The sequence below is a fragment of the Streptomyces sp. NBC_00376 genome (assembly GCF_036077095.1).
Lineage (GTDB): Bacteria > Actinomycetota > Actinomycetes > Streptomycetales > Streptomycetaceae > Streptomyces.
This window is the reverse complement of record NZ_CP107960.1, coordinates 772,456-799,082: the sequence shown is the minus strand read 5'-3', so window position 1 is coordinate 799,082 and position 26,627 is coordinate 772,456. Positions and strand designations below refer to the sequence as shown.

The following is a 26,627-nucleotide window of genomic DNA, read 5'->3' as shown; positions in this document are numbered from 1 at the left end:
ATGCCGCGAAAGGGCCCGGTCGCCGGCAGCAGTCGTGGTGGATCCACCGGCCCGGTCCGGCCTAACGGGCCACGGCCTCGGCGACGGCATCGGTGTGGTGGCAGGCGATGTCGCCGCCGGGCACACTGTCCGTGCACAACTGCCGCTGTTCCGGGCCGAGAAGCGGATGCGCCGGGCACCGGGACCGGAACACGCAGCCGCGCGGTGGGTCGGCCGGGCTGGGCAGATCGCCGGACAGCCGGATCCGTCCGCTACGGTCCGCCGTCGGGTCCGGTTGCGGGACGGCCGACAGCAGCGCCCGGGTATAGGGATGCCGAGGGGCGTCGAAGACCTCGGCGGTGTCTCCGTACTCCATGATCCGGCCCAGGTACATCACCGCGATGCGGTCGGCGAAGTGGTCGACCACGGACAGGTCATGGGCGATGAAGAGGTACGCCACCCCGGTGTCCCGCTGGATGTCCTCCAGCAGATTGATCACCTGTGCCTGCACCGAGACGTCCAGCGCGGACACCGGCTCGTCGCAGATGATCAGCTGTGGGTCCAGGGCGAGGGCACGGGCGATGCCCACGCGCTGTTTCTGGCCGCCGGAGAACTCGTGCGGGAAGCGGTTGTAGTGGTCGGGGCGCAGTCCGACCCGGTCCATCAGGTCCCGCACCTTGGCCTTGACGCCGCCGGCCGGTGTGATCCGCTGGGCCACCAGCGGTGCGGCGATCGCACCGCCCACGGACTGGCGCGGGTTGAGCGAGGAGGAGGGGTTCTGGAACACCATCTGCACCCGGCGCCGGTACTCCTGCAGTTCGGAGCGGCGCAGTTCGGCGATCTCCCGGCCCTCCAGCCGAATGCTCCCGGAGGTGGGCTCCAGCAGCCGCATGAGCAGCCGGGCGGTGGTCGACTTGCCGCAGCCGGACTCGCCGACCAGCCCGAGGGTCTGGCCGGCCCCGACCGAGAAGCTGACACCGTCGACGGCTTTGATCACGCCGCCGCCGGACCGGAAGGCGCCGGGGCGGAACGCGCCGGATCGGATCGGGAAGTGCTTGGTCAGATCGGTGACCTGCAGCAGCGGTGTCATCGGGTCGCCTCTCCGGCCGGTTGCGGGCTCTTCAGGTGGCACCGCGAAAGGTGCCCGTCGTGACCGGTCAGGGCCGGCCGCCGGGTTCCGCAGGCTCCGTCCGGCACCAGGTGCGTCTTCGGGCAGCGGTCCGCGAACAGACAGCCCTCGGGCAGCGCCAGCAGCGACGGCGGGAAGCCCGGGATCGGGCTGAGCCGCTCGGAGCGCCGTGCCAGTGAAGGCATGGAGGTCAGCAGCCCCTGGGTGTAGGGGTGTTGTGGTTTGCGGAACAGGTCGGTGACGGTCGCCCGTTCCACGCACTGGCCGCCGTACATCACCACGACCTGGTGACACACCTCGGCGACCACACCGAGATCGTGGGTCACCAGGATCACCGAGGCCCCGGTCTCGGCCTGCAACTCGCCCAGCAGATCGAGGATCTGGGCCTGGACGGTGACGTCCAGCGCGGTGGTGGGCTCGTCGGCGATCAGGAGCTCGGGTTCGCAGACCAGCGCCATGGCGATCATCGCGCGTTGCCGCATGCCGCCGGAGAACTCGTGCGGGTACGCGGAGTACCGGCGTGCCGGATCGGGGATCCCGACCCGGCCGAGCATGTCGACGGCGACGGCCGCCGCGGCCTTCCTGGACACGTCGTTGTGCACCCGGTAGGCCTCGGCGATCTGCGCTCCGACCGGGTAGAAGGGGTGCATCGCCGAAAGCGGGTCCTGGAAGATCATCGCGATCCGCTTGCCACGATAGGCCCGCATACCTGCCTCGCCGAGCACATTGAGATCCTGCCCGTCCAGCAGGATCTGCCCGGTGACGGTGGCCGAGGTGCCCTTGAGCAGGCCCATCAGGGCCTGACTCGTGACGGTCTTCCCGGACCCGGATTCGCCGACGACACCGACGGTCTCCCCGCGCGCCAGGGTCAGGTCCATCCCGTTGACCGCGTGCACCACGCCGTCGTCGGTCGGGAAGCTCACCCGCAGATCGCGGACGGCCAGCAGGGGAGCCGGCTCGGGCGTGGTCATCAGGCCATCCTCACTCGCGGGTCTATCACCGCGTAGGCGATGTCGACCAGGACGTTCGCGACGACGATGAAGAACGCGGCCATCATGGTGATGGCCATGGTGACCGGCAGGTCGCCGGCCTGTGCCGCGTGCACCGCGGTGAATCCGACACCCGGCACCGAGAAGATCTGCTCGGTGAGCACGGCGCCGCCCAGAAGTCCGCCGATGTCGAGGCCCAGCATGGTGACCACCGGGGTGATCCCGGCCCGCGTGCCGTGCTTGAACACGATGCTCCGCCGGGACAGGCCCTTCGAGCGAGCGGTCCGCATGAAGTCCGCGCCACCCGGCTGCGCCTTCCAACCGCGCTGCGCCCACGCCGCACCGCAGTGCCGGACCGCACGGCCCGAGCTGCGCGAGATCAGCGGGTCCCGGGTCGCCTGCGTACGAACGGAGGAGCTGTGAGCGACATCCTGATCAGGGCCGAGGGGCTGCGGAAGGTGTTTGCCAAGGACCTGGTCGCCGTCGACGACGTGAGCTTCACCGTCGCCCGGGGCGAATCACTGGCGGTCGTGGGGGAGTCGGGCTCCGGCAAGACCACGGTCGCCCGCATGCTGCTCGGACTGGAGCACCCCGCCGGCGGAACGGTCACCGTCTGCGGCAGGGTCCGCGACCGCCGCGCCACCTCCGCCGAGCGCCGCCGCCGGGCCAGGGAGATCCAGATCGTCTTCCAGGACCCGTACTCCTCGCTCGACCCCCTGCAACGCATCGGCACGGTCATCGGGACCAGCCTCGCCCTGCACTTCCCGATGACGGAGACGCAACGGCGAGCCCGGACGCTGGAACTCCTGGAATCGGTGGGGCTGGCCGAACGGCATGCCGGAATGCTGCCCCGCCAGCTCTCGGGCGGACAGCGCCAGCGCGTCGCCATCGCGCGTGCGATCGCCGTCGAACCGCAGGTGCTCGTCCTGGACGAGGCGGTGGCGGCGCTCGACGTGTCCATCCAGGCCCAGATCCTCAACCTCCTCGCCGACATCCGTGAGCGGAGCGGAATCAGTTATGTCTTCATCTCCCACGACCTGGCCGTCGTCCATCAGATCAGTGACACCGCGATCGTGATGCGTGGCGGCCGGGTGGTGGAACGCGGCCCGACACCACAGCTGCTGCGCGCGCCGGAGACGGACTGCACCAAGGCCCTGCTGGCCGCGGTGCCCCACCCGGGCTGGAGGCCGCAGCGGACCCGCCGCTGAAACCCCTGCCCGGTCGGCGGTGCGCAGCGGCGCCGACCGGGCGCGGGACGAGTGGATGTGTTTCTCGGTACGCGGGCCGTGCCTGCACAATTCGACTCGTGACTGATGACGATTCGTACCTGTGGCTGGAAGACATCGACGGCGAGGCCGCGCTCGCATGGGTGGCCGAGCGGAACGCCGAGACGGCGGCGGCGCTGACCGCCGACGCCGGGTTCGCCGACCTGAAGGAGCGCCTGAGAGAGGTGCTGGACGCCTCGGACCGGATTCCCTACACCGTCCGGCGCGGCGCGTTCCTCTACAACTTCTGGCAGGACGCCGGGCAGGTGCGTGGTGTGTGGCGGCGCACGACGCCGGAGCAGTACCGCAAGGAATCGCCCGACTGGGAGGTCCTTCTCGACGTCGACGCGCTCGCCGCGGCGGAGGGCGAGAAGTGGGTGTGGGCGGGCGCGCAGGTGCGCCGCCCCGACCACGACCGGGCACTGGTGTGCCTGTCGCGCGACGGCGGTGACGCCGTCGTGGTCCGTGAGTTCGACCTCGCCACCCGTACCTTCGTCGAGGGCGGGTTCCGCGTGGGGGAGGCGAAGACGCGGATCGGATGGATCGACGCCGACACCGTCTTCATCGGCGCGGACCTCGGTCCCGAATCGCTGACCGAGGCCGGCTATCCGCGCACGGTACGCAGATGGCGCCGCGGCACACCCCTGGAAGATGCCGCGCTGGTCTTCGAGGCCGGGACGGGAGACGTGGCGGCATGGGGACGGCACGACAGCACACCCGGCTTCGAGCGGGACTTCGTCTCCCGGTGGCTGGACTTCTTCCGCAGCGAGACCTACCTCGTGACCTCCGACGCCTCGCTCGTCAGGATCGACGTCCCCGACGACGCCAACGCCTACGCCCACCGCCGCCATCTGATCGTCACCCTGAAGTCCGACTGGCTCGGACAGCCGGCGGGCTCCCTGCTGGCGTTCGACTTCGACGCCTTCCTGGCCGGTGACCGCACCGCACAGGTGCTGTTCACCCCGGACGAGCGGACGGCTCTGGCCGGGCACTCCTGGACCCGCCGCCATCTGATCCTGGAGACGATGTGCGACGTCAGCACCCACATCGAGGTCCTCACCCCCACCCCCGGGGGCGGATGGGAGCGCAAGCCGCTCGCGGACGTCCCGGCACTCTCCCGCGTCACGGTCGTGGACACGGACCCCGACGTCTCCGACGAGTACTTCCTGGACGTGTCCGGGTTCCTCCAGCCGTCCGCCCTCCACCACGGGCGGATCGGCGCCGAATCCGAGATCCTCAAGCAGGCTCCGGCCCGCTTCGACACGGCCGGCCTGACGGTGGAGCAGTTCTTCGCGCCCTCCCAGGACGGCACCCGGGTGCCCTACTTCGTGATCGGCCCCGGACACTCTCCCGCCACCCCCGGCCCCACGCTGCTCTACGGCTACGGCGGCTTCGAGGTACCGCTCATCCCCTCCTACGACGCGGTGACGGGCCGGGCGTGGCTGGAGCGCGGTGGCACCTACGTGATCGCCAACATCCGGGGCGGCGGCGAGTACGGGCCGGACTGGCACCAGGCCGCGCTGGGCGCGGACCGGCCGCGGGCCTTCGAGGACTTCGCGGCCGTCGCGACGGACCTCGTCGCACGCGGTATCACCACCCCGGCCATGCTGGGCGCCGCGGGAGGAAGCAACGGCGGCCTGCTCATGGGCGCGATGCTCACCCGCTACCCGCATCTGTTCGGCGCGATCGTCGCCCAGGTACCGCTGCTGGACATGCTCCGCTTCCACAAGCTCCTGGCCGGCGCGTCCTGGACCGCCGAGTACGGCAACCCGGACAACGAGGCCGACCTCCCGCACCTTCGCGAGCTCTCCCCGTACCACCGGCTCACCGCGGACCGGGTCTACCCGCCGGTACTCCTGACCACCTCCACCCGTGACGACCGGGTCCACCCCGGCCATGCCCGCAAGACGGCGGCACGGCTGCGCGAACTCGGCCACCCGGTCCTGTTCCACGAGAACACCGGAGGCGGGCACGCGGGCGCCAGCGACAACGAACAGTCCGCCCACAACGAGGCGCTGACGCACACCTTCCTGTGGCAGCACCTGGCGCCACCGGCATAGTCGGCGTCCCGGTTCGTTCAGGCCAGGACGACCGGGTTGCAGAGCGCCGCCATCTGCCCGTCGGGATGGCGCACCTCGATACGGACGAACGCGGAGTCCGCCGTACGGGTGCGCCACTCCACGGTGCCCGCTCCCGATCCGGGCAACGACGCGCGATGCGCCACGCCCTGCTCGGTGTGGAAGACGACCGTGCCCGAGGGCACACCCCGTACGTCCACCCGCACCACGGCCGGTGCGTCGCCCGCCATCAGCCGCTCACCGATTCCGGCGCTGCGGCCACCGGCCGAGGCGGTGCACGACAGCTCGACGGCGGCCGATCCGGCGATCCAGCTCCGGCCGGCCCGGATCCCGGCGAGGACCGCTTCGGCGCTCAGCTCCTCGGCCAGCACGACGGTGTGCGGGACCCCCATCTGGCCCGTCAGATGCGTATCGCTGTTGCCCATGGCCGGCCGCCAACGCCCCCGGTGGATGTCCGCGGCCAGGCCGCGCCCCCACTCGGCCAGGGCCGCCTCGTTGTCGGCGTTCCACGGCACGTCCGAGCTCCACGCCCCGTTCCACACCTCGACCACATCGAACCCCTGGTACGGATACATGAAGGTGCCCGAGGCGTACGGTGCGTGCGGATGGGCGGCCACGCACAGCCCACCGGCCCGGTGCACCTCGTCCAGATGCCCTCCGATCCGCCCGTCCCGCACCCCGTACCGCCAGTCGACGACCTGGCCGGGGCGGATACCCAGCGCGAGCCAGTGTCCCGTCCGGGTGGTGACCTCTTCGCCGAGGATCACCAGCAGATCGTCACCGGCGGGCCGGCACCAGACGCCGTGCGCCTCGGCGGTGTTGTGTTCGGTGGTCGCCAGGAAATCGAGCCCCGCCAACCGGGCGGCGGCCGTGAGCTCCTGCGGTGTCAGCTCGCCGTCCGAGTGCACCGAATGCACATGACAGTCACCGCGGTACCAACCGCGCCCCCGGCCGGCCACCCGTACCGGCGGAGCCTCCGGCGGAAGATTTCGTATCCCATTGTCCATCCGTGTGCGACCTCCGCCGTCCTTGTCGAGCCTGTGCCAGGGGATTTCTTTGCCCGATGGCTATCATTTGGTATACAAAAAAGCCATGCCTGGTTCCGCTTCTCCCCACAGCTCCCTGCCGTCGCCGCACCCGCATCCCGAGCGCTGGTGGGCCCTGGGCGTTCTGGGGCTGGCCCAGCTGATGATTCTGCTGGACAGCACGATCGTGAACGTGGCCCTGCCGTCGCTGCAGAGCGAACTGGACATGAGCGACGGCGACCGCCCCTGGGTGGTCACCGCCTACACCGTCGCGTTCGGCGGGCTGCTGCTGCTCGCCGGGAGGCTCGCCGACCACCTCGGACGCAAGCGGGTGTTCACCGCCGGCCTGCTCGGGTTCGCGGTCGCCTCCGCCGCGGCGGGCGCGGCACCCACCGCGCAGGCCCTCTTCGCCGCCCGTGCCGTGCAGGGCGCCTTCGCCGCACTGCTCGCCGCCTCCGCCCTCGCGCTCGTCGCGACCACCTTCACCGACCCCGGCGAGCGACGCCGTGCGATCGCCGTCTTCGGCGCCCTCGGCGGGGCCGGAGCATCCCTGGGTGTCGTGCTGGGCGGGGCGCTCACCGAGTGGTTCGGATGGCGCTGGTGCCTTCTGGCCAATGTGCCGATCGCCCTCACCGCGCTCCTCGGCAGCGCCTGGATGCCCCCGGACCACTCGCAGCGCCTGCACGGACGCATCGACGTCGCCGGTGCCGTGCTGGGCTGCGGCGGGCTGACGGCCATGGTGTACGGCTGCAGCCAGGCCGAGGCGCACGGCTGGTCGGCCCCCTCGGTGCTGGGCACCCTCGTCGGCGGCGCCGCACTGCTCGTCGCCTTCGCGTACTGGCAGACCCGCGCCGCGGCGCCCCTGCTGCCGCCGCGGCTGATGCGCGACGGTCGCCGTGTGGCGTCGCTGGTGGCCGGGGGAGCGCTCATGATGGGACAACTCTCCGTCTCCCTGTTCCTCACCTACTACCTGCAGACCGTCCTGGACTGGTCCGCACTGGCCGGCGGTCTCGGCTTCCTGCCGGTCAGCCTCGTCACCACCGCCACGGCCACCCAGATCGGCACGCGGCTGCTGCCCCGGTTCGGTCCCCGCGTGATGATGACGGCGGGTCTGTCCATCTCGGCCTGCGGTCTGCTCCAGCTCGCCCTCCTGACACCGGACTCCAGCTATGCCGCGAACGTCCTCCCCGCGCTGGTCACCTTCAGTGTCGGGAACGGTGCCAGCTTCCTCGCCATCATGACCGGGGCGACCTCCAACGTACCCGCGCAGGACGCCGGAATCGCCTCGGCCTCCGTCAACTCGGCCCAGCAGGTGGGTGGTTCCATCGGCTCCGCCGTCTTCAACACCGTCGCGGCGAGCGCCGCCACCGCGTTCCACGGCAGCGCGCGGGCGGCCACACTGCACGGCTTCACCGCCGCCGTCTGGTTCCCCCTGATCGCTCTGCTGCTCGCAGCCGTCGTGACGGCCGTGCTCGCCCGTACGCCCGCACGGCCCACCCTGCCCGGGCCCGGCCGCCCCGCGAGCCGCAGAGCCATAGATGCCGACAATGCGATCTATGGGAAGTGAGTCTTGGACTCTATCGGTGCGGGCAGGGCATCGTGGGATACGCCGGTCCGCCCGCGCAAGCGCAGGCGACCGGCCGCCCGCCCGCACCGCCGGGCACACGAGCACCGACGGAGTACCCCATGACCATCACGTCACCTTGCCGCGGCCCGTCCGCGGAAGGAGCGCCGTTCCGGGCCGTCTGCACACGGGAGGCGATCCCGTCGTCCGTGCCGTTCCTGCGCCGTTTCGCCGGGGCGGCCGTCGACCGGTGGGAACTCTCCGGCGATGTTCGCGAAGCCGTGGCCATCGTGGTCGCCGAACTCGTCACCAATGCCGTCATCCATGCCACCAGCGACGACGTCACCCTCTGCCTGCACATCCGTGACGGCGTGCTGAGGATCGAGGTCCGGGACCGGGGGCACTGGCGGCCGGAGGGACACGACCGTCCCGGTCCGGCCCCCGCCGACGCGGAATGCGGTCGCGGGCTGGACATCGTCGCCGCGTACAGCGGCGATCCCGCCGTCCGCACGACCGCCGCGGGCACCACCGTGTCCACCGATCTGCGGCTGCTGCCGCAGACGGCCTGAAACCCGGCGGGGCCGGCCCACCGGGTCCCAGAAGGTGCGGGAGGAGCGGGCGCTGCGGGGGTGCCCTCGCAAGGCCCTGGGCCGTTTCGTATCGGATCATCGGGCGGACCAGAGGATGATGCCCGCGACGTGTAGTCCTGCTGGGCAATTGCGGGTGCGTCACCGCCTGTCCGGCGGTGAGAACGAGGGCGAGGCAGAGCGCTGATGCGGTCAGTCACACGGACATCTTCAACGACCGCCTCGGTCAGCGGCAGTGATCCAATCGAAACTGCCTGGATCGGGTAGACCAGCACGGTATCCAACCCTACGAATGACTCGACCATCCCGTCCCAGGAACGTAGGGCCGATTGATCACACTCAAGCGCGTTGTCCGAAGCGGCGGTTACGATCCCGGTCATGCGTCTTGAAGATCAGCTGGACAGGCTGGCGGAGCTGGGGCTGCCGCTCGCGGCCGGCCGGACCGTGGACGAGTTGCTGTACTCGTGGCCGCGGGAGGCGTACGAATGCAAGCCCTTCGACCTGGTGCTGTTCGCACTGGGCTGCGCGGTCGAGGACGAGCCGTGGGAACGGTGGTTCTGCGACCGGGCGTGGCACTTCGACACCGAGTGCGTCCGAGGCCCGGGTTCGTACGTGGCGATCGCCCGGCAGCTGTGCCGGATCACTGGCCTGCCAGATGCCCTGTCCGGCCTGCGGGACCACGTCGACCTCGGCGCGGAAGAGGCGTGGATCGAGTACTCGGCCGACGGCCGGCGGGTCAACTGGCCCATCGAAGTCAGGGACGACTGGGCCGACCTGATGGTGGTCGGCTATCTCATCGACGAACTGGAACACGGGGACCGGCGCTTCCACGTCCGGCACAATGGCCAAGCCATGACGCTCTTCTTCCTCGACGACAACGCGGCCGCACGGCTCAACGCGCTGACCGACGGACAGGCGGTCTCCCCGTTTCCTGGGTAGTGGGCCCCGCTCGCCCGGGACTCCGCACGCCGCATGGGCCGGTACGTGGACACTGCGGTCGTCGAGCTGCGCGTTGGACGGCTGGAGCGCGTCTCCTTGACGGGCGTGTCTGTCCAGTCAGTGATCACTGATGCGATGTGCGACCGGATCGAGCCGCCGATGCCGACCGATCCGATCCGTGGACGGCGGTGGGCCGACCACGGCCGGACCCTGGAAGCCTTCGCGGGGAAGTTCCGTACCTGCTCGCCCCGGCGCGACCTGCCCGAAGAGTTCGGGCCCCTTCAGACCGTACACAAACGCCTGACCAGGTGGGCCGTGAACGGCACGTGGAAGTGGAAGGAGGCGCCCGGCGCGCCGACCCGCCACACCTGGATCGACACACTCCGCAGGCGACTGATGCAGCCGACCGCTTACCGGTTGAGCCTGTTCGTGCCCGACGGACGACGCGGTGGGCCGGGTGGAGTGGACCATGTCGGTGGATTCCACGACTACCGTAATTGGCCTCAGAGCCGTCCGTGACGGTGATCGCGATGATGCCCCGGCAGGAGAGGGCGGTCTCGGCCGGAGTCGCGAGGTCCGGGGCATCATCGCGCATGGTCGTCTCGTCTGCAGCGTGTTGAGTGTCGGATGACGAAGCTCCGCTGCATCGCTGGACCCGGCTATGTCAATTCGAAGGGTCCAGGCCCCGTGTGAGCTCCGCCAGGGAGATGGGTGAACCGAGGATCCGCTCGGCCGCGCGATGCCCTGACCGGAGCGCGCCGTGGACAGTAGCTGGTTCGCGCCCGCAGGTTGCTTCTCCCGCAAAGTGGAGAACGCCGTCGACGGGTTCTGCCATCGCATCGTGATCGTCGTGCGAGGAGCCGACGGCGACGTAGGAGTACGAGCCGAAGGCGAGAGGGTCGGTGCCCCAGCGTGTGATCCAGTGCGCCACTGGCCCGGGGACGGACTCACCGTAGATGTTGCGGAGGGAGCCGAGCACCGACGAGACCACCTCTTCGTCGGTCTTCTGTTCGATCTCCTGCCCCCAAGCGCCGCCGGCGAAGGTCAGCAGCATCGGCTTGCCGCTCACCACGGAGACGTCGTACCAGGAGTGCCAGGGGACGCCGGCCCGGCCGTGCTGCCGGATCGCGTAGACGTCGTCCTGCCAGAAACGGCTCGGAAACTGAAGGAAGACCTTGTTGAACACGCCCATTCCGAGTCGAGCGATCGGCCCCGCAACGGCGTCGGGCAGAGCGGGCGTGAACTCGATCGCCCCTGCTTTGAGCACGCCCAACGGCACCGTGACGATCACATGGGCCGCGTCGAAGGACTCGTCCTCCGTGTCGACTCGCACCCCCGTGGCCGACCTGGTGATGGCGGTCACGGTCGTTCCCAAACGAACGTCGAGGCCTTCTGCGAGAGTCCGGGGAAGCACATCGTAGCCACCCGGAAAGATCACTTCGTCACCTTCGATGGCGTCCTCGTCGAGGGCGTGAGCGGCGACCTGTTCGACCTCTGCGCCGCATTGTTCTTCCGTGCGATGCCGATAGAACGCGCGGACCCGTTCAGCGCGTTCGGGTTCCCACCCGGTCGCGGCAAGGGCGCGCTCGGCCGCGTCGGCGTAACTCTCGTCGTGACCGGACGCCGCGATGGTCAGCTGGAAAAGGTCATCTGCCGTGTTGACGTCGACGGTCCACTGCCGTGTCGCGTCGTCGTCCAGCAGGCGCTGCGATTCGTCGTAGTCGGCGATCGGCCGCCCGCCGGCCTGGAAGCTCCCGACCGTGAACTCGCGTGTCTCCATCCCGAGCGCGGTGACAAGTCCGGTGAGCGGGTTGCCAGTGAGGCCATGGATCCATGAGGCGCCACGGTCGACTGAGAACCCTGCCGTGCGGTCCGTCCAGATCCGCCCACCGATACGGTCTCGTGCCTCGAGCACGACTACATGCTGTCCTGCGGCGTGAAGCAGTCGAGCTGCGGTGATGCCGGCGATACCCGCGCCGACGACGACAGTGTGCATCATCTTCTCTCTTCTGCAGGGAGTTTGAAGTGGGACCTGCATGTCAGCTGTCGGAGGCTCAGCACCTCTCTGATGGAGGGTGACGTCACCGTGGAGATGGGGCTCCTGACGCATCTCAGCGCCGCTGTGTCGTTGTCCGGATGCACGAGACGGTTCCTTCCGGGCGGCTGGCCACGCCCTGACCAGTGCGGTCAATGGTGTTGGTGCAAGGGGTGCTTGGGCGGGGGCCAAGGAGGCTGAGTGAAGCCGATGCCGATCGAGCGAACGGGCTCGATGGGAAAGCAATGCGGCGTACGGGGTCGGTGGCTCGGTGAGGTCGCCTGCTGGCAGACCGGGCATCGCCTCGGCGCCGTATCGCGAAGCGCCGACAGGCAGCCCGGTATCACCAGGTGCGGCCGTGGCCGAGTTGGGTGAGGGCCAGGTCGAGCATGTCGGCGAAGAAGTCGGCCGCAGCGGTGTCGATGCACAGCGGAGGCTTGATCTTCAGGATGTTGAGGTGGTCCCCCGTGGGCTGGACGACCACGCCGAGGTCGAGCATGCGGTCGCAGAGTTCGGCGGTCTCTTCGGTGGCGGGTTCCAGGGTGGAGTGGTCCCGGACGAGTTCGAGGCCGAGGTAGAGGCCCGAGCCGTGGACGGCGCCGATGATGCCGTAGCGGTCGGCCAGGGCTTCGAGCCGGTGCTTCAGATGGCTGCCGACGCGTACCGCGTTGCCCTGGAGGTCCTCGTCGCGCAAGGTGTCCAGGACGGTGAGGCCCACGATGCTGGAGACCGGGCTGCCGCCGGTGGAGGCGAAGAAGTAGCCCTGGTCGCGGTACCGGTCGGCGACCGCTCTGGACGTGATGACGGCGCCGAGCGGGTGCCCGTTGCCCATGGCCTTGGCGACGCACACGATGTCGGGGACGACCTGTTGCTGCTCGAAGCCCCAGAACCAGTGTCCCAGGCGGCCGTAGCCGACCTGGACCTCGTCGGCGACGGCCAGACCGCCGTGACGGCGCACCGCCGCGTATACCTCGGCGAGATAACCGTCGGGCAGGGCGACGCCACCGGCGTTGCCGTAGAAGGTCTCGCTGATGAACGCCCCCGCCGGGCGGCCGGAGTCGGCCAGTTCGTCGATCAGCGCGACGGCCTGGGGCGCGTAGCGGGTGGCGTCCGTCCCGCGGTGCCGGCCGCGGTAGGAGTTGGGCGAGTCGACGGTGTGGACCCAGCTCGGACGGGTGGCGAGGGCGTTGGGGTTGTCCTGGAGCGAGGTGGAGACCGAGTCGGAGGCGTATGTCCAGCCGTGGTAGGCCTCGCGCAGTGCGACGACATCGTGCTGTCCGGAGGCCCCGATGGCCAGCCGGAGGCCCAGGTCCACCGCCTCGGAGCCGGAGTTGACGAGGAACACCGTGTCCAGGGGATCAGGGAGGAGGGTGGCGAGGCGTTCGGTGAACTCCACCACCGAGGCGTAGTGGAAGCGCGAGTTGGTGTTGAGCCGTCGCAGTTGCCGGAAGGCCGCCTGCTCGACGCGGGGGTGGGCGTGGCCCAGCGGGGTGACGTTGTTGACGATGTCGAGGTACGAGCGGCCGTCGGTGGACAGGAGATGGTGGCGCCAACCACGCTCGATACGGGGAGGGCTGGCGTAGTAGTGCTCCTGCACGGTCGCGAACACGGCGTCACGCCGGTCGAGCAGGTCCCTCTCGCCCGTACCGTCGGAGTCGACCGGGAGACCGAGAAGCGGGGCGGGGTCGGCGGTGAGCGCGAGCCAGCCGGTGGCGTGTTCGGGCCGGACCAGGCGAGGGACGGCAGGGCTGTCGGCGGCGCTCAGCGCGATGTGGAGGGCGGTTCCGGAGGGGACGCGGGCGACGTCCTCACCCGCCTGCACCGTCGCACCGGTGGTGACCGCCGGGTGGATCGTGCGGGGAAACGACAGCGTCAGCACCTGCGCGCCGTAGGCGAGCTCCACGCGGCCCGGCTCCGCGGCGAGGACCTTCCCCGCGTCGGGGGCCTGCGCCATGGTGTCCCGGCCGAGCCATACGTCGATGCCGGTGGGCACCGTGGCGGCGGACACCGCTGACAGTACCGGTGTCCGAGTGAGCCGCGCATGGGCGTACCGGGTGGCGACCGCGACAGCTCCGTCCGTGAGTGCGGAGGCCGCCAGCCGGTCCTCGGTACCGGCTTCGAGCCAGGCTCCCCGGTCCATGGAATCGGCATCGGTGGACAGGTTGAGGAGGGTGATGTCGGCGGCGGCGAGGTCTCGCAGGAGCGGGCGCACCGGTGCAGCGGCCTGCGTGGTTCGGGCAGGCGTGTCGGCCATGCCGGTCGCGTCCCTGACGAGGCGGCTCATCACCGGCATGGGCAGCCAGGTGGCCTGTTCGAATATGCGCCATTCCCGGTCGAGGGCGGTCTCGGCGTAGGTGTTGTCCTCGTCGACGGCGGCTTGCTGCCGCCCGCTGGCCACCAGGACGGCGGCGCGCAGGATCACGAGCGGCCACAACGCCTCCGCCTCCTCGGGGGAGAGCGGCCGAACGGCGTGGAAGGCGCGGACGGCCGGCAGCAGATGGTGAGGCTCGACACCGTCGTGGTGGAGCATTGAGGACAGTGACACGGCAAGCTCGGAGACTGCCCAGCTCTTGGTCACGTCACCGAAGTCAATGACCCCGTCCGGCATCGGCGGACAGGTGTCGGGGCAGCGGATCAGATTGTCGTCGGTGAGATCCAGGTGCACCGCCTGCAACGGCAGCGCGGCGGCGAGCTCCTGGACACGGGCCCATGCCTCGGCGGTCGCGGCCTCGACGGCATTGCGCCGGTCGGGCTCGTCGATGTGCCCGGCGAGCCTGGCGACGACACGGTCGGCATACTGCAGGTCCCACTGGAGCACGCGCTCAATGCCCGGGTGCCGGAAGTCGCGCAGGGTGGTGCTGACCTTGCCGGCGATCGTGCCCATGGCCGCCACCGTGGTCGGGGACAGGTGCCGTGGTCCCGAGAGAGTCCCGCCGGGCAGGTAGCGCAGCAGTCTCGCGACGGCCGGACCGTTCTCGGTGTCCACCGTCGTGCGACGCGGGGAGCCGTCGGGGCGGCGCAGGACGGTGGCGATGCGCAGCTCCGGGCGGGCCGAAGCGATCAGGTCGGCTGCCGCGTCCTGGGCTTCGATCTCCGTGGTGCCGAAGGCGGAGTTGGCGATCTTCAGGATCGCGGCGGGCGTCCTGTCGTCGTCGTGCAGCAGGAAGTTGGCGTCCTGCTGGCTGCCCAGTGCCTGCCCGCGAGCAGTCATGTCGAGGTGTTCGGCGGCGATGAGCTCAGCCTCGGCCGGCGTTACGCGGGGTGCGGGTAGGGCGTCCTCGGCGAAGAAGTCGATCGTGCGGTGCTTGTCGGGCAGCATGCAGGGTTCCTCGGCTGGTGCGGACAAAGAGGGCTGGGACGCTCGGACGCCTCAGTCGACATGCCACAGGAAGCGGTGAGTGTGAATGCCGAAGTAGGGGAAGTTCTCCACGGATGTGACACCCTCGACGGGTCGCACGACGTCGTTGATGAAGTCCAGAAGGTCCCGAGGCTTGCTGCACACCACCTCTGCGAACAGGTCGAAACCGCCGGCGGTCAGGACCGTGTACACGACTTCGTCGTGCCGGGACAGTTCGTCGGCCACTGACCGTGGATCGCCGTCGATGCGCAAGCCCAGGAGGGCCATGGTCTGCTGGCCCATGGTCATTGGGTCGGTCACTCCGACGACCTGAACCGCCTTGGTGTCGATCAACCGTTGCAGCCGGAGCCTTGCGGCCGAGGGCGACAGCCCCACCTTCGGCCCCAGATCTGCGTAAGGGATCCGGCCGTCGACCTGCAGTTCCCGCAGGATGGCCCGGTCGGTGTCGTCCATGAAGAACCTCTCTCCTGCGTGAATGGCAGGCACTGCACCTTTTTCAAGCATGGTGCCGGACTCATGTGCTCGATTCAAGTGTGTAGGCGATTGAATCGAGCGAATCGCGCTGCGGGTTCTAGTACTGCAACGGTGTTTGTCGTGACGGGTGGTCAGTCGGTGGGGCGTGGCCTCGTTGTTTGTAGTGGCTGGTTCGGGCTTGGTGTTGTCGTTTTCGGCGCCAGGTCGACCAGTGCAGGATGTGGTCGACGGGTGCGTGCCGTCGGTTGGTGAGGCGGTGGATCAGGCGTCTGATCTCGGCGAGGCTGAGGTGGATGAGCTGGGAGGATCCGTTTCTGCTTTCCCGGTGTCGAGCTGGCGGGCCCGCAGGACGGTGAGGCAGGCGTGGGCGGCCATGGCCAGGGTGATGTGGCGGTGCCAGCCGGGGTAGCGGCGGACCTGGTAGTCGTCCAGGCCGCACTCCTGCTTCGCGGTCTGGAAGCATTCCTCGATCGCCCAGCGGCTCCCGGCGATGTGGATCAGCTCGTCCAGGGTGGCGTCGGCCGGGCCGTAGGCGATGTAGTAGGAGAGCTCTTGGGGACGGGCAACGCTGCGACGGGCGATCACCCAATGCCGGCGGTCGGGCCGGTGCCAGGGGCGGACTTCGACGCGTGCCCAGTCATAGACGCGGGGCCCGTGGGAGCCCTGGCCGCACGAGCGGCGTTTCCATTTCTGCCGGGGCAGGGCGGGAAATAGATCGCTCACGGGGTGGTCGATGGCCCAGCGGGTGACGACCGTGTCGTGGCGGGTGGTGGCCATGACGTGGAAGACGTCCGCCTGTTCCAGCTCAGAGCGCCAGCCCTTGCTGTAGCCGTAGCCGGCATCTGCGGTCACCCAGCGGAACGGGATCTTGCCGGCGATCGCGCGGCGGACCATCTCCTTGGCCATCGCCACCTTCGTCGCGAAGCCGACCTCGTCGTCAATGCCGGCCCGGCGGCACCGCTCTCGGTCGTCCGTCCAGGAGGCAGGCAGATACAGACGGCGGTCGATCAGCGTTCGTCCGAGCGGGGCCGCATAGGCGAGGAAGACACCGACCTGGCAGTTCTCCGTGCGGCCCGCGGTGCCGGAGTACTGCCGTTGCACCCCGGCCGAACCGGTGCCCTTCTTCAGGAAGCCGGTGTCGTCCACGATCAGCACCGCACCAGGATCGCCGAGATGCTCGACCACGTAGTCACGCACATCGTCCAGAACCTCGTCGGCGTCCCACTCGATCCGGTTCAACAGCCGGTGGATGCGGTCCGGACCTGCGTGGCCGGCTTCTTCGGCCAGCGTCCAGCCGTTCTTCCGCTGCAACGGGGCTACGAGTCCCCGCATATAGGCAAGAGCTGACTCACGAGGCTCCGATCTGCCGAATCGGTGAAGAAACCGCCCTTGCACCGCACCCAACTCACCGGCCCACGACCTGACCTCAGCAAGATCCCCACCCATGACAACACCAACGATCGACCTGCCTACCCGTCACAGCAAACACCGTTGCAGTACTAGGCACTGTTTCTCGGATCTCCTGACGCGGGTGGGGTGTTGGGGGCAGGCTGGCTGTATGGGCCGTGGTGATCTGACGAATGCGGAGTGGGATCAGCTGGAGTCGTACCTACCTCCTGGTGGTGCGCGTGGAGGTCGGTGGAGCGACCACCGCCGGGTCATCAACGGGGTTCTCTACCGGGTGCGGACCGGCGTGCAGTGGCGGGATCTGCCGGAGCGGTTCGGGCCGTGGGAAACGGTCTATAAGCGGCATCGCCGCTGGTCAGCCGATGGAACGTGGCAGATGCTGCTGTCTCGCATCCAGGCAGCCGAGGACGCGGTGGGCGCGATCGACTGGGACGTGTCGGTGGACTCGACAGCCGTGCGGGCCCACCAGCACGCCGCCGGCGCGAGGAAAGCGGCCCCGGCCGCCGTTCCTCAAAAGGGGGCCGGGCGGGGGACGAACCAGGTCGATCCGGTCTTGCGGAATCTGGCAGTCCGCCTGGAGGCGGTGGTCAGATCGGCGAGTGTCTGGGGCGTTCCCGCGGCGGATTCACCACCAAGATCCACCTCGCCGCCGAGGGACGCTGCAGGCCCCTCGCTTTCGTCCTGACTCCCGGACACTACGGTGACGGACCCCAGCTCGAGCGGGTGCTGGAGCAGGTCTCCGTCCCCCGGGCCGGAGTCGGACGGCCCCGCACCCGGCCCGACCATGTTCTGGCGGACAAGGCGTACACGTCCCGGAGCAACCGCCGTTACCTGCGACGACGCGGAATCCGGAACACCATCCCCGAACGCATCGACCAGCAACGGAACCGACACAACCGTGGTTCACGCGGCGGCCGCCCCACCGGGTTCGACAGTGAGCGCTACAAGAAGCGCAACACCGTCGAACGCGCCATCAACCGGCTGAAGGGCTTCCGCGCCGTCGCCACGCGCTATGAAAAACGCGCCTACATCTACCTCGGCACCGTCACCCTCGCGGCTCTCATGATCTGGCTTCGCACGTGATCCGAGAAACAGTGCCTAGTGAGCACCCAAGAGTCCTGACGCTTCTCGAACGTGCTGCCAAGGCGCGGCCGATGCGGTCGACGGACAAGACCGCGTGCGGGCACCACGAAACCGCGCGGTCCCCCAGGGGGCCGGGAAACCTGGGACGGTCGACAGCGGCCGGCCGCCCCGTCCCCTCGGCGGCCGGGGCGATGACCGAGGCGCGGACGGATGACTGGACGCGATCGATCCGGGGTGGTGCCCGATCCGGGGCACCGGATGGCGGTGCTGCTACCGCCTCGTCCAGAACCACGTCCAGGCCGGCGGAACCCTCCCGGAGACTGCAGGCGACGTCGTCGTCCAGGGCGAGGACCTCGAGCACCTGCGGGTACCCCGGAGGCATGCTGAGCATCTGGAAGGCGGAGGACGCCCTGTCGGGCCGTCAGGACAGTGCTGACGGGGTGTGGTGGTCATGGCTCGACAACGTCCGCAAACGCGCCGCCGAACTCCCCGGGCAACGCCGGACAGACCCCGACCGACTCGGCATGCGCTGCAGTCGCAACCAGCGGGAATGTCCTGTTGATCTCCGTGTTCACGAAAGTCGATGTCGACGCGTCACTGGTGGAGGCCGTCCAGCAACATGTCCGCCAAGCGCTCCGGCAGGTCCGGCTCGATCGGGCGGTGGCCGAGCAGGGAGCGGGTCTGGAGCGGGGAGCAGAGCAGTTCCAGAGCCAGGGCCGTGTTCGTGTCCGCCGGGAGTTCTCCGCGTTCGACGGCTCGGCTGATGATGACGCCGGCCTGATCGAGGCGGGACTGCCAGAAGGTCTGCCAGGCCTCGGCGAGGTCGGGGTCGTCTGAGCCGAGCGAGGCCGCCCGGGTGACGGCGCGCCCGGTCGGGGTGGCGAGGTAGTCGGCCAGCGCGCGGGCGAAGGTGGCCAGGTCGGTGCGGACAGCTCCGGTGTCGGGGACTGGGATGCCCTCGTTGCTCCAGGTGAGCATGGCGTCCAGCACGAGCTTCTCCCGATTGCCCCAACGTCGGTACACCGTGGTCTCGTTGACCCCTGCGCGAGCCGCGACCTCGGCGATGCTGAGCCGGGCGATGCCCTCCTCTGCCAGCACCTCCATGGCGGCTGCCAGGACGGCCTGGCGGACGCGCGCGGCGCGGCCGCCAGGGCGGCGGCGGATCGGTTCCGGTGCTTGCTCGGTCATGTGTCGATCACCTCGGCCACCACCTTAACGCAAGACGACTTGCGTTAATTGCAGCTTGGGCACATAGTCACTAATGCAAGAATTACGGCTTTAAGAGCAGCAGGAGGCACCACCATGTCCTTCACCTGGCCCCTGGACCCGCAGGACCTGTTCGTCGAGCGCTACCCGCAGATGACCCTCGGCCTCCCCATCGACGAGGTGGACGCGGTCCGCGCCGCCGTCACCGAGATGTGGCCCGACCGGCCCGGCGGCTGGGTGTACGAGTGGTCCGCCCTCGCCGCCCGGCACGCCGAGGCAGGGCGCCACCGTCTGGCCGCGCAGGCTTACGGCTGGGCCAAGTTCCCCTCGCTCGCCGACGGCCCGAAGCGCACCGCGCTCGCCCGCCAGGTCGAGCAGTACGTCCTCGCTGCCCCCGGCTTCCCGGTGGAGCTCGAGCGCCGCACGCTCACCGTCCCGTACCGCGGCGGCCACGCCACCCTGCCGATACACCTGATGGCCGCCCCCGGCCTGTCCGCCGACGCTCCGATCGTGTTGGCCAGCGGCGGGGTGGACTCCTGGAAGACCGACCTGCACGGCATGTGGGAGCAGCTCGCGTTCGCCCTGCCGGCACGACTCCTGTTGTTCGACCTCGCCGGCACCGGCGAGACCGCCCACCTGCCGATGACCTCGGACGGCGGGGCCGAGGTGATCGCCGGGCTGGTCTCCGTCGCCCGCGCGGCCGGCAACGGGAAGGTCGGCCACTTCGGCATCTCGATGGGCGGTTACTACTCCGCCCGGAGCGGACTGACTGGTGCGGTGGACGCCTCGGTGGTGCTCGGCGGCCCGGTGGAGCGCTCCTTCGCCCCGGGCCGCGGCTTCGCCTTCGGCATGGACGGCATCGTCGGCAACGCCCTGGGCTTCGACGCCATGCCGAGCGCGGCCGAGCGCGATGAGGCCTTCGCGGCCTTCGACCTGCGCCCACTGCTGGACCAGGACGCCAATGGGCCGATGCTGGTGGTCAACGGCACCGAGGACGTCCACGTCCCAATGGCCGACACCCTGGTGTTCGAGGGCCGCCGGGACACCCGGGTCGAGCTGATCCCGGACACCGGTCACTGCGCCATCTCGCGCTTCGGCGAGGCCATGGCCGTGATCGCTCCATGGCTGAAGGACACCCTGATCGGCTGATCCGGCGCTCCTGCCACGGACAGCTCACCGTGGCAGTCGGTGCAGGACGTCGATGGCTTTCTCCGCCTGGCTGCTCCGGACGAGCAGCCAGGCGCGGGTGAGTGTCCGGACGGCGAACGGTATCTGGGAAATGATCTCCAGCCGGCCGGGAATGCAGGCCGGAGTGCGGGTTGATCGCTGCTGGTCAAAGGATTGTGCCGGTCGCACCCAGTGCCCATCGGCCGGCCCAGTGGGCAGGACTGCCTTCCCTGCCCGCGTGGGCCCCGATGCCACTGAGGTGTGGGTACCGCCCCGGATCCAGCGGATGCCCGGAGAGGGCGGCTGCACCACCGGCAACGTCCTGGACCCGAAACCCGTCTCCGCACTGAATGGGGTGCCTGGCTCCCTCGGGCCACGGGCCCGCGTGCCCACCAGGATCGAACAGCCGGCGCGTCCGCCGCAACGCGCGCTGGTTCGGACCAGGGCGATCCGTACTGGCTGCGGGACAGCACCACCACGCCTGGCCGCAGCCAGACCCTCTCTACGAGATTGGACGGGAGATCGTCCGGGCCGTCAGTCCGCCCCGGGACCGGCCGATGGCGTGGTCGTCCGGCTCGCCGGCCGGGGCCTCCTTCTGCGGGCCCCGGCCGCGTGCTGGTGGGCACGTACGATTGAGACCACCGAGACAGCCCAGCTAGTTCCGTTCGATCAGCAGCCCCGACCGCCCGGTGATGTTCCCGTCCTCGGCGATCCGCTCACCGCGCAGCCACGTCCCGCGGACGACACCATGCAGCGTCTTACCCGCGTACGCGGTGATCGGGTTGCGGTGGTGCAGCCGGGCGGGGTCGACGGTGAAGGTCTCCTCGGGGGCGAGGACCGCGAAGTCGGCGTCGTAGCCGGGGGCTATGGCGCCCTTGCCGGTCAGTCCCGCCAGCCGGGCGGGGCCGGCCGACATCCAGCGCACGACGTCCTCCAGGCTGTGGCCGCGCTCGCGGGCAGCGGTCCAGATGGCGGGCAGACCGAGCTGGAGCGAGGAGATGCCGCCCCAGGCCGTACCGAAGTCGGGGGTCTTGAGGTCGGTGGTGCAGGGCGAGTGGTCGGAGACGACGCAGTCGAGTGTGCCGTCGGCCAGGCCCTGCCAGAGGGCGTCCTGGTTCTCGCGCTCGCGGATGGGCGGACAGCACTTGAACTCGGTCGCGCCGTCCGGGACCTCCTCCGCGGTGAGGGTGAGGAAGTGCGGGCAGGTCTCGGCGGTGATGCGGACCCCCTCGCGCCTGGCCGCGGCGATGAGCGGCAGCGCGTCGCTGGAGGAGAGGTGCAGCACGTGGACCCGGGCGTCGTGCTCCCGGGCGAGCCGGATCAGCAGGGCGATGGCGTCGTGCTCCGCCGCGCGGGGGCGGGAGGCGAGAAAAACCGCGTAGGCGGGGCCGCTGCCCTGCGGGGCGGCGGCCAGATGGCCCGGGTCCTCCGCGTGCACGATGAGCAGCCCGTCGAAGGAGGCGATCTCCGCGATCGCGGCGGCCAGCCGGGCCGGGTCGAGCTCCGGGAACTCCTCGACCCCCGAGGGCGAGAGGAAGCACTTGAAGCCGAACACCCCCGCCTCGTGCAACGGCCGCAGGTCCTTGAGGTTGGACGGGATCGCGCCGCCCCAGAAGCCGGTGTCTATGTGCGCCTTCGCTCGGGCGACCTCCTGCTTGACCCGCAGGTTGTCGACCGTGGTGGTCGGCGGCAGCGAGTTGAGCGGCATGTCGATGAGGGTGGTGATGCCACCGGCGGCGGCCGCCCGGGTGGCGGTCCAGAAGCCTTCCCACTCGCTGCGGCCGGGGTCGTTCACATGGACGTGCGAATCGACGAGGCCGGGCAGCACGGCGTCGTCGCCGACGTCCTCAAGACGCGCCCCGGCCGGCACCTCGGCGGCGTGCGGCAGCACGTCCACGATCCGGCCGTCGGCGACGGCCACGGACGCGGGGCGGGCACCCTCGGGAGTGATGACGCGCGTGGAGCGCAGTACGAGCTGTACGTCGGGCAACGGATGCCCCTCCTCCTGTGTTGTTTCTCCGTCCACCGCCGCTCCCCGGCCGGATGCCCGGGGAGCGGCGGCCACTACGCGCCGGTCGGTTCCGGCATGGCCTGCGGCGTCACACCCGCGGCGGCCAGTTGAGGATCTTCTTCGGACGAGGCGTCGCGTACGTGCGCACCTTGGAGGTGCTCAGGCCGAGGCGGACCAGGGACTCGGCGATCGTCACGGCGGCGGTCACCCCGTCGACGACGGGAACCCCGGTGCGCTCGATGACGCGCTCGGTGAGACCGGACATGCCGCCGCACCCCAGACAGATCACCTCGGCGTGGTCCTCCTCCACCGCACGGGCGGCCTGCTCGACGATGGCGTCCACGGCGGCCTTCTCGTCCCGCTCCAGGTCGAGTACGGCCATTCCGCTGGCGCGCACGGAGGCGCACCGGGCGCTCAGACCGGCGGCGTGGAGGCGCTCCTCGATCAGCGGGACCGTACGGTCCAGGCTCGTGACCACGGAGTAGGTGCGGCCCAGGAACTGGGCGGTGCTCGCGGCCGCCTCGGTGATGTCGACGACCGGTACGTCGAGCAGCTCCTGCAGCCCTTCCCGGCCGTGTTCGCCGTACCCGGCCTGGATCACGGCGTCGAACGGCTCCGGATAGGCGCGGACGGCCTCCATCACGGCGATGGCGGCGAGGTAGCTCTCGTAGTTGCCCTCGACCGACTCCGCACCGAAGGCAGGGGTCAGCGGAACGATCTCGGTACCGGGTGACGCCACACCGGCGGCCTGCTCACCGATCGAGTCGGTGATGGACTGCGTGGTGTTGACGTTCACGACGAGGATGCGCATGGTTCGGCTCTCTGCTGGATGGTTCACTCGGCGGCGACCGCGATGGACTCGCCGTCCACGTCGCGGGTCTGCATGCTGCGGTCGGCGACGGCCGCGTACAGCACGGCGGCAAGGATGGCGCCGACGAACCACGAGAATCCGGCCACGGCGCTGAAGAACGGCACCAGCGCGACGACGACGGCGATCGCGGCGCTGGGGACGAAGGCCCAGACGGCCCGGGGGTTGAAACCGTGGCGGTAGTGGTAGTCGCCCTGCGCGGCGTCGGTGTAGAGGTCGGGCACGTTCACCCGGGCCTTCCGTAGCAGCCAGTAGTCGGCCATGATCACACCGAAGAGCGGCCCGAGCAGGGCCCCGAGCCCGCCGAGGAAGTAGTTCACCACGACCGGGCTGTTGTAGAGGTTCCACGGCAGGATCACCAGGCCCACGACGGCGCTCACCATGCCGGCCCGGCGGAAGTTCAGCCGCTGCGGGAAGAGGTTGACCAGGGCGTAGATGGGTGCCACGAAGTTGGCCATCAGGTTCACCGCGACGGTCAGGGCGATGAGCGCGAGCGAGGCGATGGCCAGGAGGAACATGTTCGGAATCGTCCGCACGATGTCCGTGGGGCTGGTGATGACGTGCCCGTCCAGCTTGAACTGCGCTCCGCTGAGCACCGCGACGATCACGGCGAAGAACAGCATGTTCACCGGGATACCGATCACGTTTCCGCGGACGATGGAGCCGCGGCTCCGGGCGGACCTGGTGAAGTCGCAGAAGTTCAGCACGAACGTTCCGTAGATCACCACCCACAGCGCGGCGCCCTGCAGGATCTGGAGCCACATCTCGCCGCCGCTGAGCGGGGAGTCGATGGACATCGAGATCGAGCCGTCCGCCCGCCAGAACATCCAGGCCGCAAGCGCGCACATGGTGATCAGGGTCGTGGGTGCGGCGAAGGCCATGTACCGCCGGATCATCTGCATCCCGTAACTCACGATGAGGACCTGGAGGGCCCACAGCGCCAGGAAGGTGATCCAGCCGAGCGTCGACTGGCCGAGAACGGAGTTGGTGTCCAGGGACTTGAGGCCCGGGAACATCGTCACGAGGAGCGTGCCCAGCACGGACGACGCGAGGTAGGTCTGGATACCGAACCAGGCGATGGCGACGAGGCCACGCACTAGTACTGCAACGGTGTTTGCTGTGACGGGTAGGCAGGTCGATCGTTGGTGTTGTCATGGGTGGGGATCTTGCTGAGGTCAGGTCGTGGGCCGGTGAGTTGGGTGCGGTGCAAGGGCGGTTTCTTCACCGATTCGGCAGATCGGAGCCTCGTGAGTCAGCTCTTGCCTATATGCGGGGACTCGTAGCCCCGTTGCAGCGGAAGAACGGCTGGACGCTGGCCGAAGAAGCCGGCCACGCAGGTCCGGACCGCATCCACCGGCTGTTGAACCGGATCGAGTGGGACGCCGACGAGGTTCTGGACGATGTGCGTGACTACGTGGTCGAGCATCTCGGCGATCCTGGTGCGGTGCTGATCGTGGACGACACCGGCTTCCTGAAGAAGGGCACCGGTTCGGCCGGGGTGCAACGGCAGTACTCCGGCACCGCGGGCCGCACGGAGAACTGCCAGGTCGGTGTCTTCCTCGCCTATGCGGCCCCGCTCGGACGAACGCTGATCGACCGCCGTCTGTATCTGCCTGCCTCCTGGACGGACGACCGAGAGCGGTGCCGCCGGGCCGGCATTGACGACGAGGTCGGCTTCGCGACGAAGGTGGCGATGGCCAAGGAGATGGTCCGCCGCGCGATCGCCGGCAAGATCCCGTTCCGCTGGGTGACCGCAGATGCCGGCTACGGCTACAGCAAGGGCTGGCGCTCTGAGCTGGAACAGGCGGACGTCTTCCACGTCATGGCCACCACCCGCCACGACACGGTCGTCACCCGCTGGGCCATCGACCACCCCGTGAGCGATCTATTTCCCGCCCTGCCCCGGCAGAAATGGAAACGCCGCTCGTGCGGCCAGGGCTCCCACGGGCCCCGCGTCTATGACTGGGCACGCGTCGAAGTCCGCCCCTGGCACCGGCCCGACCGCCGGCATTGGGTGATCGCCCGTCGCAGCGTTGCCCGTCCCCAAGAGCTCTCCTACTACATCGCCTACGGCCCGGCCGACGCCACCCTGGACGAGCTGATCCACATCGCCGGGAGCCGCTGGGCGATCGAGGAATGCTTCCAGACCGCGAAGCAGGAGTGCGGCCTGGACGACTACCAGGTCCGCCGCTACCCCGGCTGGCACCGCCACATCACCCTGGCCATGGCCGCCCACGCCTGCCTCACCGTCCTGCGGGCCCGCCAGCTCGACACCGGGAAAGCAGAAACGGATCCTCCCAGCTCATCCACCTCAGCCTCGCCGAGATCAGACGCCTGATCCACCGCCTCACCAACCGACGGCACGCACCCGTCGACCACATCCTGCACTGGTCGACCTGGCGCCGAAAACGACAACACCAAGCCCGAACCAGCCACTACAAACAACGAGGCCACGCCCCACCGACTGACCACCCGTCACGACAAACACCGTTGCAGTACTAGGCACTGTTTCTCGGATCACGTGCGAAGCCAGATCATGAGAGCCGCGAGGGTGACGGTGCCGAGGTAGATGTAGGCGCGTTTTTCATAGCGCGTGGCGACGGCGCGGAAGCCCTTCAGCCGGTTGATGGCGCGTTCGACGGTGTTGCGCTTCTTGTAGCGCTCACTGTCGAACCCGGTGGGGCGGCCGCCGCGTGAACCACGGTTGTGTCGGTTCCGTTGCTGGTCGATGCGTTCGGGGATGGTGTTCCGGATTCCGCGTCGTCGCAGGTAACGGCGGTTGCTCCGGGACGTGTACGCCTTGTCCGCCAGAACATGGTCGGGCCGGGTGCGGGGCCGTCCGACTCCGGCCCGGGGGACGGAGACCTGCTCCAGCACCCGCTCGAGCTGGGGTCCGTCACCGTAGTGTCCGGGAGTCAGGACGAAAGCGAGGGGCCTGCAGCGTCCCTCGGCGGCGAGGTGGATCTTGGTGGTGAATCCGCCGCGGGAACGCCCCAGACACTCGCCGATCTGACCACCGCCTCCAGGCGGACTGCCAGATTCCGCAAGACCGGATCGACCTGGTTCGTCCCCCGCCCGGCCCCCTTTTGAGGAACGGCGGCCGGGGCCGCTTTCCTCGCGCCGGCGGCGTGCTGGTGGGCCCGCACGGCTGTCGAGTCCACCGACACGTCCCAGTCGATCGCGCCCACCGCGTCCTCGGCTGCCTGGATGCGAGACAGCAGCATCTGCCACGTTCCATCGGCTGACCAGCGGCGATGCCGCTTATAGACCGTTTCCCACGGCCCGAACCGCTCCGGCAGATCCCGCCACTGCACGCCGGTCCGCACCCGGTAGAGAACCCCGTTGATGACCCGGCGGTGGTCGCTCCACCGACCTCCACGCGCACCACCAGGAGGTAGGTACGACTCCAGCTGATCCCACTCCGCATTCGTCAGATCACCACGGCCCATACAGCCAGCCTGCC

21 protein-coding genes and 2 pseudogenes are annotated in these 26,627 nt (G+C 69.5%); 9 read left to right on the top strand and 14 right to left on the bottom strand.

What is annotated here, in order from left to right:
- Positions 1 to 61 precede the first annotated feature (61 nt).
- The 3 genes from OG842_RS03730 to OG842_RS03720 are packed head-to-tail and all read right to left on the bottom strand — an operon-like array spanning position 62 to position 2,387.
- Positions 62 to 1,069, bottom strand: a complete 1,008-nt coding sequence (locus OG842_RS03730) for an ABC transporter ATP-binding protein (protein ID WP_266727385.1) — start codon at positions 1,067 to 1,069, stop codon at positions 62 to 64.
- On the bottom strand, positions 1,066 to 2,079 hold the full coding sequence (locus tag OG842_RS03725; RefSeq protein WP_266727383.1) for an ABC transporter ATP-binding protein: 1,014 nt from the start codon (positions 2,077 to 2,079) through the stop codon (positions 1,066 to 1,068). Before OG842_RS03725 ends, OG842_RS03730 begins: the two co-directional genes overlap by 4 nt.
- On the bottom strand, positions 2,079 to 2,387 hold the full coding sequence (locus OG842_RS03720) for an ABC transporter permease subunit (protein ID WP_266727381.1): 309 nt from the start codon (positions 2,385 to 2,387) through the stop codon (positions 2,079 to 2,081). Before OG842_RS03720 ends, OG842_RS03725 begins: the two co-directional genes overlap by 1 nt.
- Before the next feature lie 129 nt (positions 2,388 to 2,516).
- Between OG842_RS03720 and OG842_RS03715 the strand changes: the two genes are divergently transcribed.
- Entirely contained in the window at positions 2,517 to 3,305 is a 789-nt protein-coding gene (locus tag OG842_RS03715; RefSeq protein ID WP_266727379.1) for an ABC transporter ATP-binding protein, read from the top strand.
- An 89-nt stretch (positions 3,306 to 3,394) separates the two neighbouring features.
- Positions 3,395 to 5,422: a prolyl oligopeptidase family serine peptidase gene (locus tag OG842_RS03710; protein ID WP_266733418.1), complete on the top strand. Its 2,028-nt coding sequence runs from the start codon at positions 3,395 to 3,397 to the stop codon at positions 5,420 to 5,422.
- 17 nt (positions 5,423 to 5,439) lie between these two features.
- Here the strand turns inward: OG842_RS03710 and OG842_RS03705 are convergent, their stop codons facing one another.
- Positions 5,440 to 6,447: a CehA/McbA family metallohydrolase gene (locus OG842_RS03705; protein ID WP_266727377.1), complete on the bottom strand. Its 1,008-nt coding sequence runs from the start codon at positions 6,445 to 6,447 to the stop codon at positions 5,440 to 5,442.
- Positions 6,448 to 6,532: 85 nt separating this feature from the next.
- Here OG842_RS03705 and OG842_RS03700 point away from each other — a divergent pair, with 85 nt between their 5' ends.
- The 4 genes from OG842_RS03700 (at position 6,533) to OG842_RS45140 (ending at position 10,074) form a co-directional block, all read left to right on the top strand.
- A complete protein-coding gene (locus OG842_RS03700) occupies positions 6,533 to 8,032 on the top strand; it encodes an MFS transporter (RefSeq protein ID WP_266727375.1) in 1,500 nt (499 codons plus the stop codon).
- 119 nt (positions 8,033 to 8,151) lie between these two features.
- A complete protein-coding gene (locus OG842_RS03695) occupies positions 8,152 to 8,598 on the top strand; it encodes an ATP-binding protein (protein WP_266727374.1) in 447 nt (148 codons plus the stop codon).
- Positions 8,599 to 8,994: 396 nt separating this feature from the next.
- A complete protein-coding gene (locus tag OG842_RS03690) occupies positions 8,995 to 9,555 on the top strand; it encodes a hypothetical protein (RefSeq protein ID WP_266727372.1) in 561 nt (186 codons plus the stop codon).
- A 33-nt stretch (positions 9,556 to 9,588) separates the two neighbouring features.
- Positions 9,589 to 10,074: a transposase gene (locus OG842_RS45140; protein ID WP_443063964.1), complete on the top strand. Its 486-nt coding sequence runs from the start codon at positions 9,589 to 9,591 to the stop codon at positions 10,072 to 10,074.
- Positions 10,075 to 10,219: 145 nt separating this feature from the next.
- Here the strand turns inward: OG842_RS45140 and OG842_RS03680 are convergent, their stop codons facing one another.
- The 4 genes from OG842_RS03680 to OG842_RS03665 form a co-directional block, all read right to left on the bottom strand.
- Positions 10,220 to 11,554 (bottom strand): flavin monoamine oxidase family protein, encoded by a 1,335-nt coding sequence (locus OG842_RS03680; protein ID WP_266727370.1) that lies wholly within the window; start codon positions 11,552 to 11,554, stop codon positions 10,220 to 10,222.
- 379 nt (positions 11,555 to 11,933) lie between these two features.
- Positions 11,934 to 14,909, bottom strand: a complete 2,976-nt coding sequence (locus OG842_RS03675; RefSeq protein ID WP_266727368.1) for an aminotransferase — start codon at positions 14,907 to 14,909, stop codon at positions 11,934 to 11,936.
- Positions 14,910 to 14,960: 51 nt separating this feature from the next.
- Positions 14,961 to 15,401, bottom strand: coding sequence for an Lrp/AsnC family transcriptional regulator (locus tag OG842_RS03670; RefSeq protein WP_266727366.1), 441 nt, complete (start codon positions 15,399 to 15,401; stop codon positions 14,961 to 14,963).
- Positions 15,402 to 15,683: 282 nt separating this feature from the next.
- Positions 15,684 to 16,868 carry an IS701 family transposase gene (locus tag OG842_RS03665; RefSeq protein ID WP_266726591.1) on the bottom strand — a complete coding sequence of 395 codons (1,185 nt, stop codon included), beginning with the start codon at positions 16,866 to 16,868 and terminating at the stop codon, positions 15,684 to 15,686.
- Positions 16,869 to 16,980: 112 nt separating this feature from the next.
- On the opposite strand from OG842_RS03665, the gene OG842_RS03660 reads away from it, so the two are divergent.
- A protein-coding gene (locus OG842_RS03660) for an IS5 family transposase (RefSeq protein WP_443063955.1) occupies positions 16,981 to 17,912 on the top strand; the annotation gives its coding sequence in 2 pieces (ribosomal slippage) (positions 16,981 to 17,359 and positions 17,359 to 17,912; 933 coding nt in all).
- 594 nt (positions 17,913 to 18,506) lie between these two features.
- Here the strand turns inward: OG842_RS03660 and OG842_RS03655 are convergent.
- On the bottom strand, positions 18,507 to 19,100 hold the full coding sequence (locus OG842_RS03655; protein ID WP_266727364.1) for a TetR/AcrR family transcriptional regulator: 594 nt from the start codon (positions 19,098 to 19,100) through the stop codon (positions 18,507 to 18,509).
- A gap of 114 nt (positions 19,101 to 19,214) precedes the next feature.
- Here OG842_RS03655 and OG842_RS03650 point away from each other — a divergent pair, with 114 nt between their 5' ends.
- Positions 19,215 to 20,267 (top strand): alpha/beta hydrolase, encoded by a 1,053-nt coding sequence (locus tag OG842_RS03650; protein ID WP_266727363.1) that lies wholly within the window; start codon positions 19,215 to 19,217, stop codon positions 20,265 to 20,267.
- A gap of 544 nt (positions 20,268 to 20,811) precedes the next feature.
- Here the strand turns inward: OG842_RS03650 and OG842_RS45135 are convergent.
- From OG842_RS45135 to OG842_RS03635, 4 genes and pseudogenes are all read right to left on the bottom strand, one after another.
- A pseudogene (locus OG842_RS45135) lies at positions 20,812 to 20,915 on the bottom strand (IS5-like element ISMt1 family transposase); the annotation flags it as partial.
- A gap of 25 nt (positions 20,916 to 20,940) precedes the next feature.
- Positions 20,941 to 22,275 carry an allantoinase AllB gene (gene allB / locus OG842_RS03645; RefSeq protein WP_266727361.1) on the bottom strand — a complete coding sequence of 445 codons (1,335 nt, stop codon included), beginning with the start codon at positions 22,273 to 22,275 and terminating at the stop codon, positions 20,941 to 20,943.
- Between the two features lie 109 nt (positions 22,276 to 22,384).
- Positions 22,385 to 23,107, bottom strand: coding sequence for an aspartate/glutamate racemase family protein (locus OG842_RS03640; RefSeq protein WP_266727359.1), 723 nt, complete (start codon positions 23,105 to 23,107; stop codon positions 22,385 to 22,387).
- A gap of 23 nt (positions 23,108 to 23,130) precedes the next feature.
- Positions 23,131 to 24,276, bottom strand: a pseudogene (locus OG842_RS03635) (cytosine permease); the annotation flags it as partial.
- Positions 24,277 to 24,317: 41 nt separating this feature from the next.
- Between OG842_RS03635 and OG842_RS03630 the strand changes: the two are divergent.
- A complete protein-coding gene (locus OG842_RS03630; protein ID WP_266726591.1) occupies positions 24,318 to 25,502 on the top strand; it encodes an IS701 family transposase in 1,185 nt (394 codons plus the stop codon).
- Positions 25,503 to 25,681: 179 nt separating this feature from the next.
- On the opposite strand, the gene OG842_RS03625 is transcribed toward OG842_RS03630, so the two are convergent.
- Positions 25,682 to 26,613, bottom strand: a protein-coding gene (locus tag OG842_RS03625; protein WP_443063955.1) for an IS5 family transposase whose coding sequence is annotated in 2 segments (ribosomal slippage) — positions 25,682 to 26,235 and positions 26,235 to 26,613 — 933 coding nt in all. Because the reading frame shifts where the segments join, the coding sequence is not laid out codon by codon here.
- Between the last annotated feature and the right edge of the window lie 14 nt (positions 26,614 to 26,627).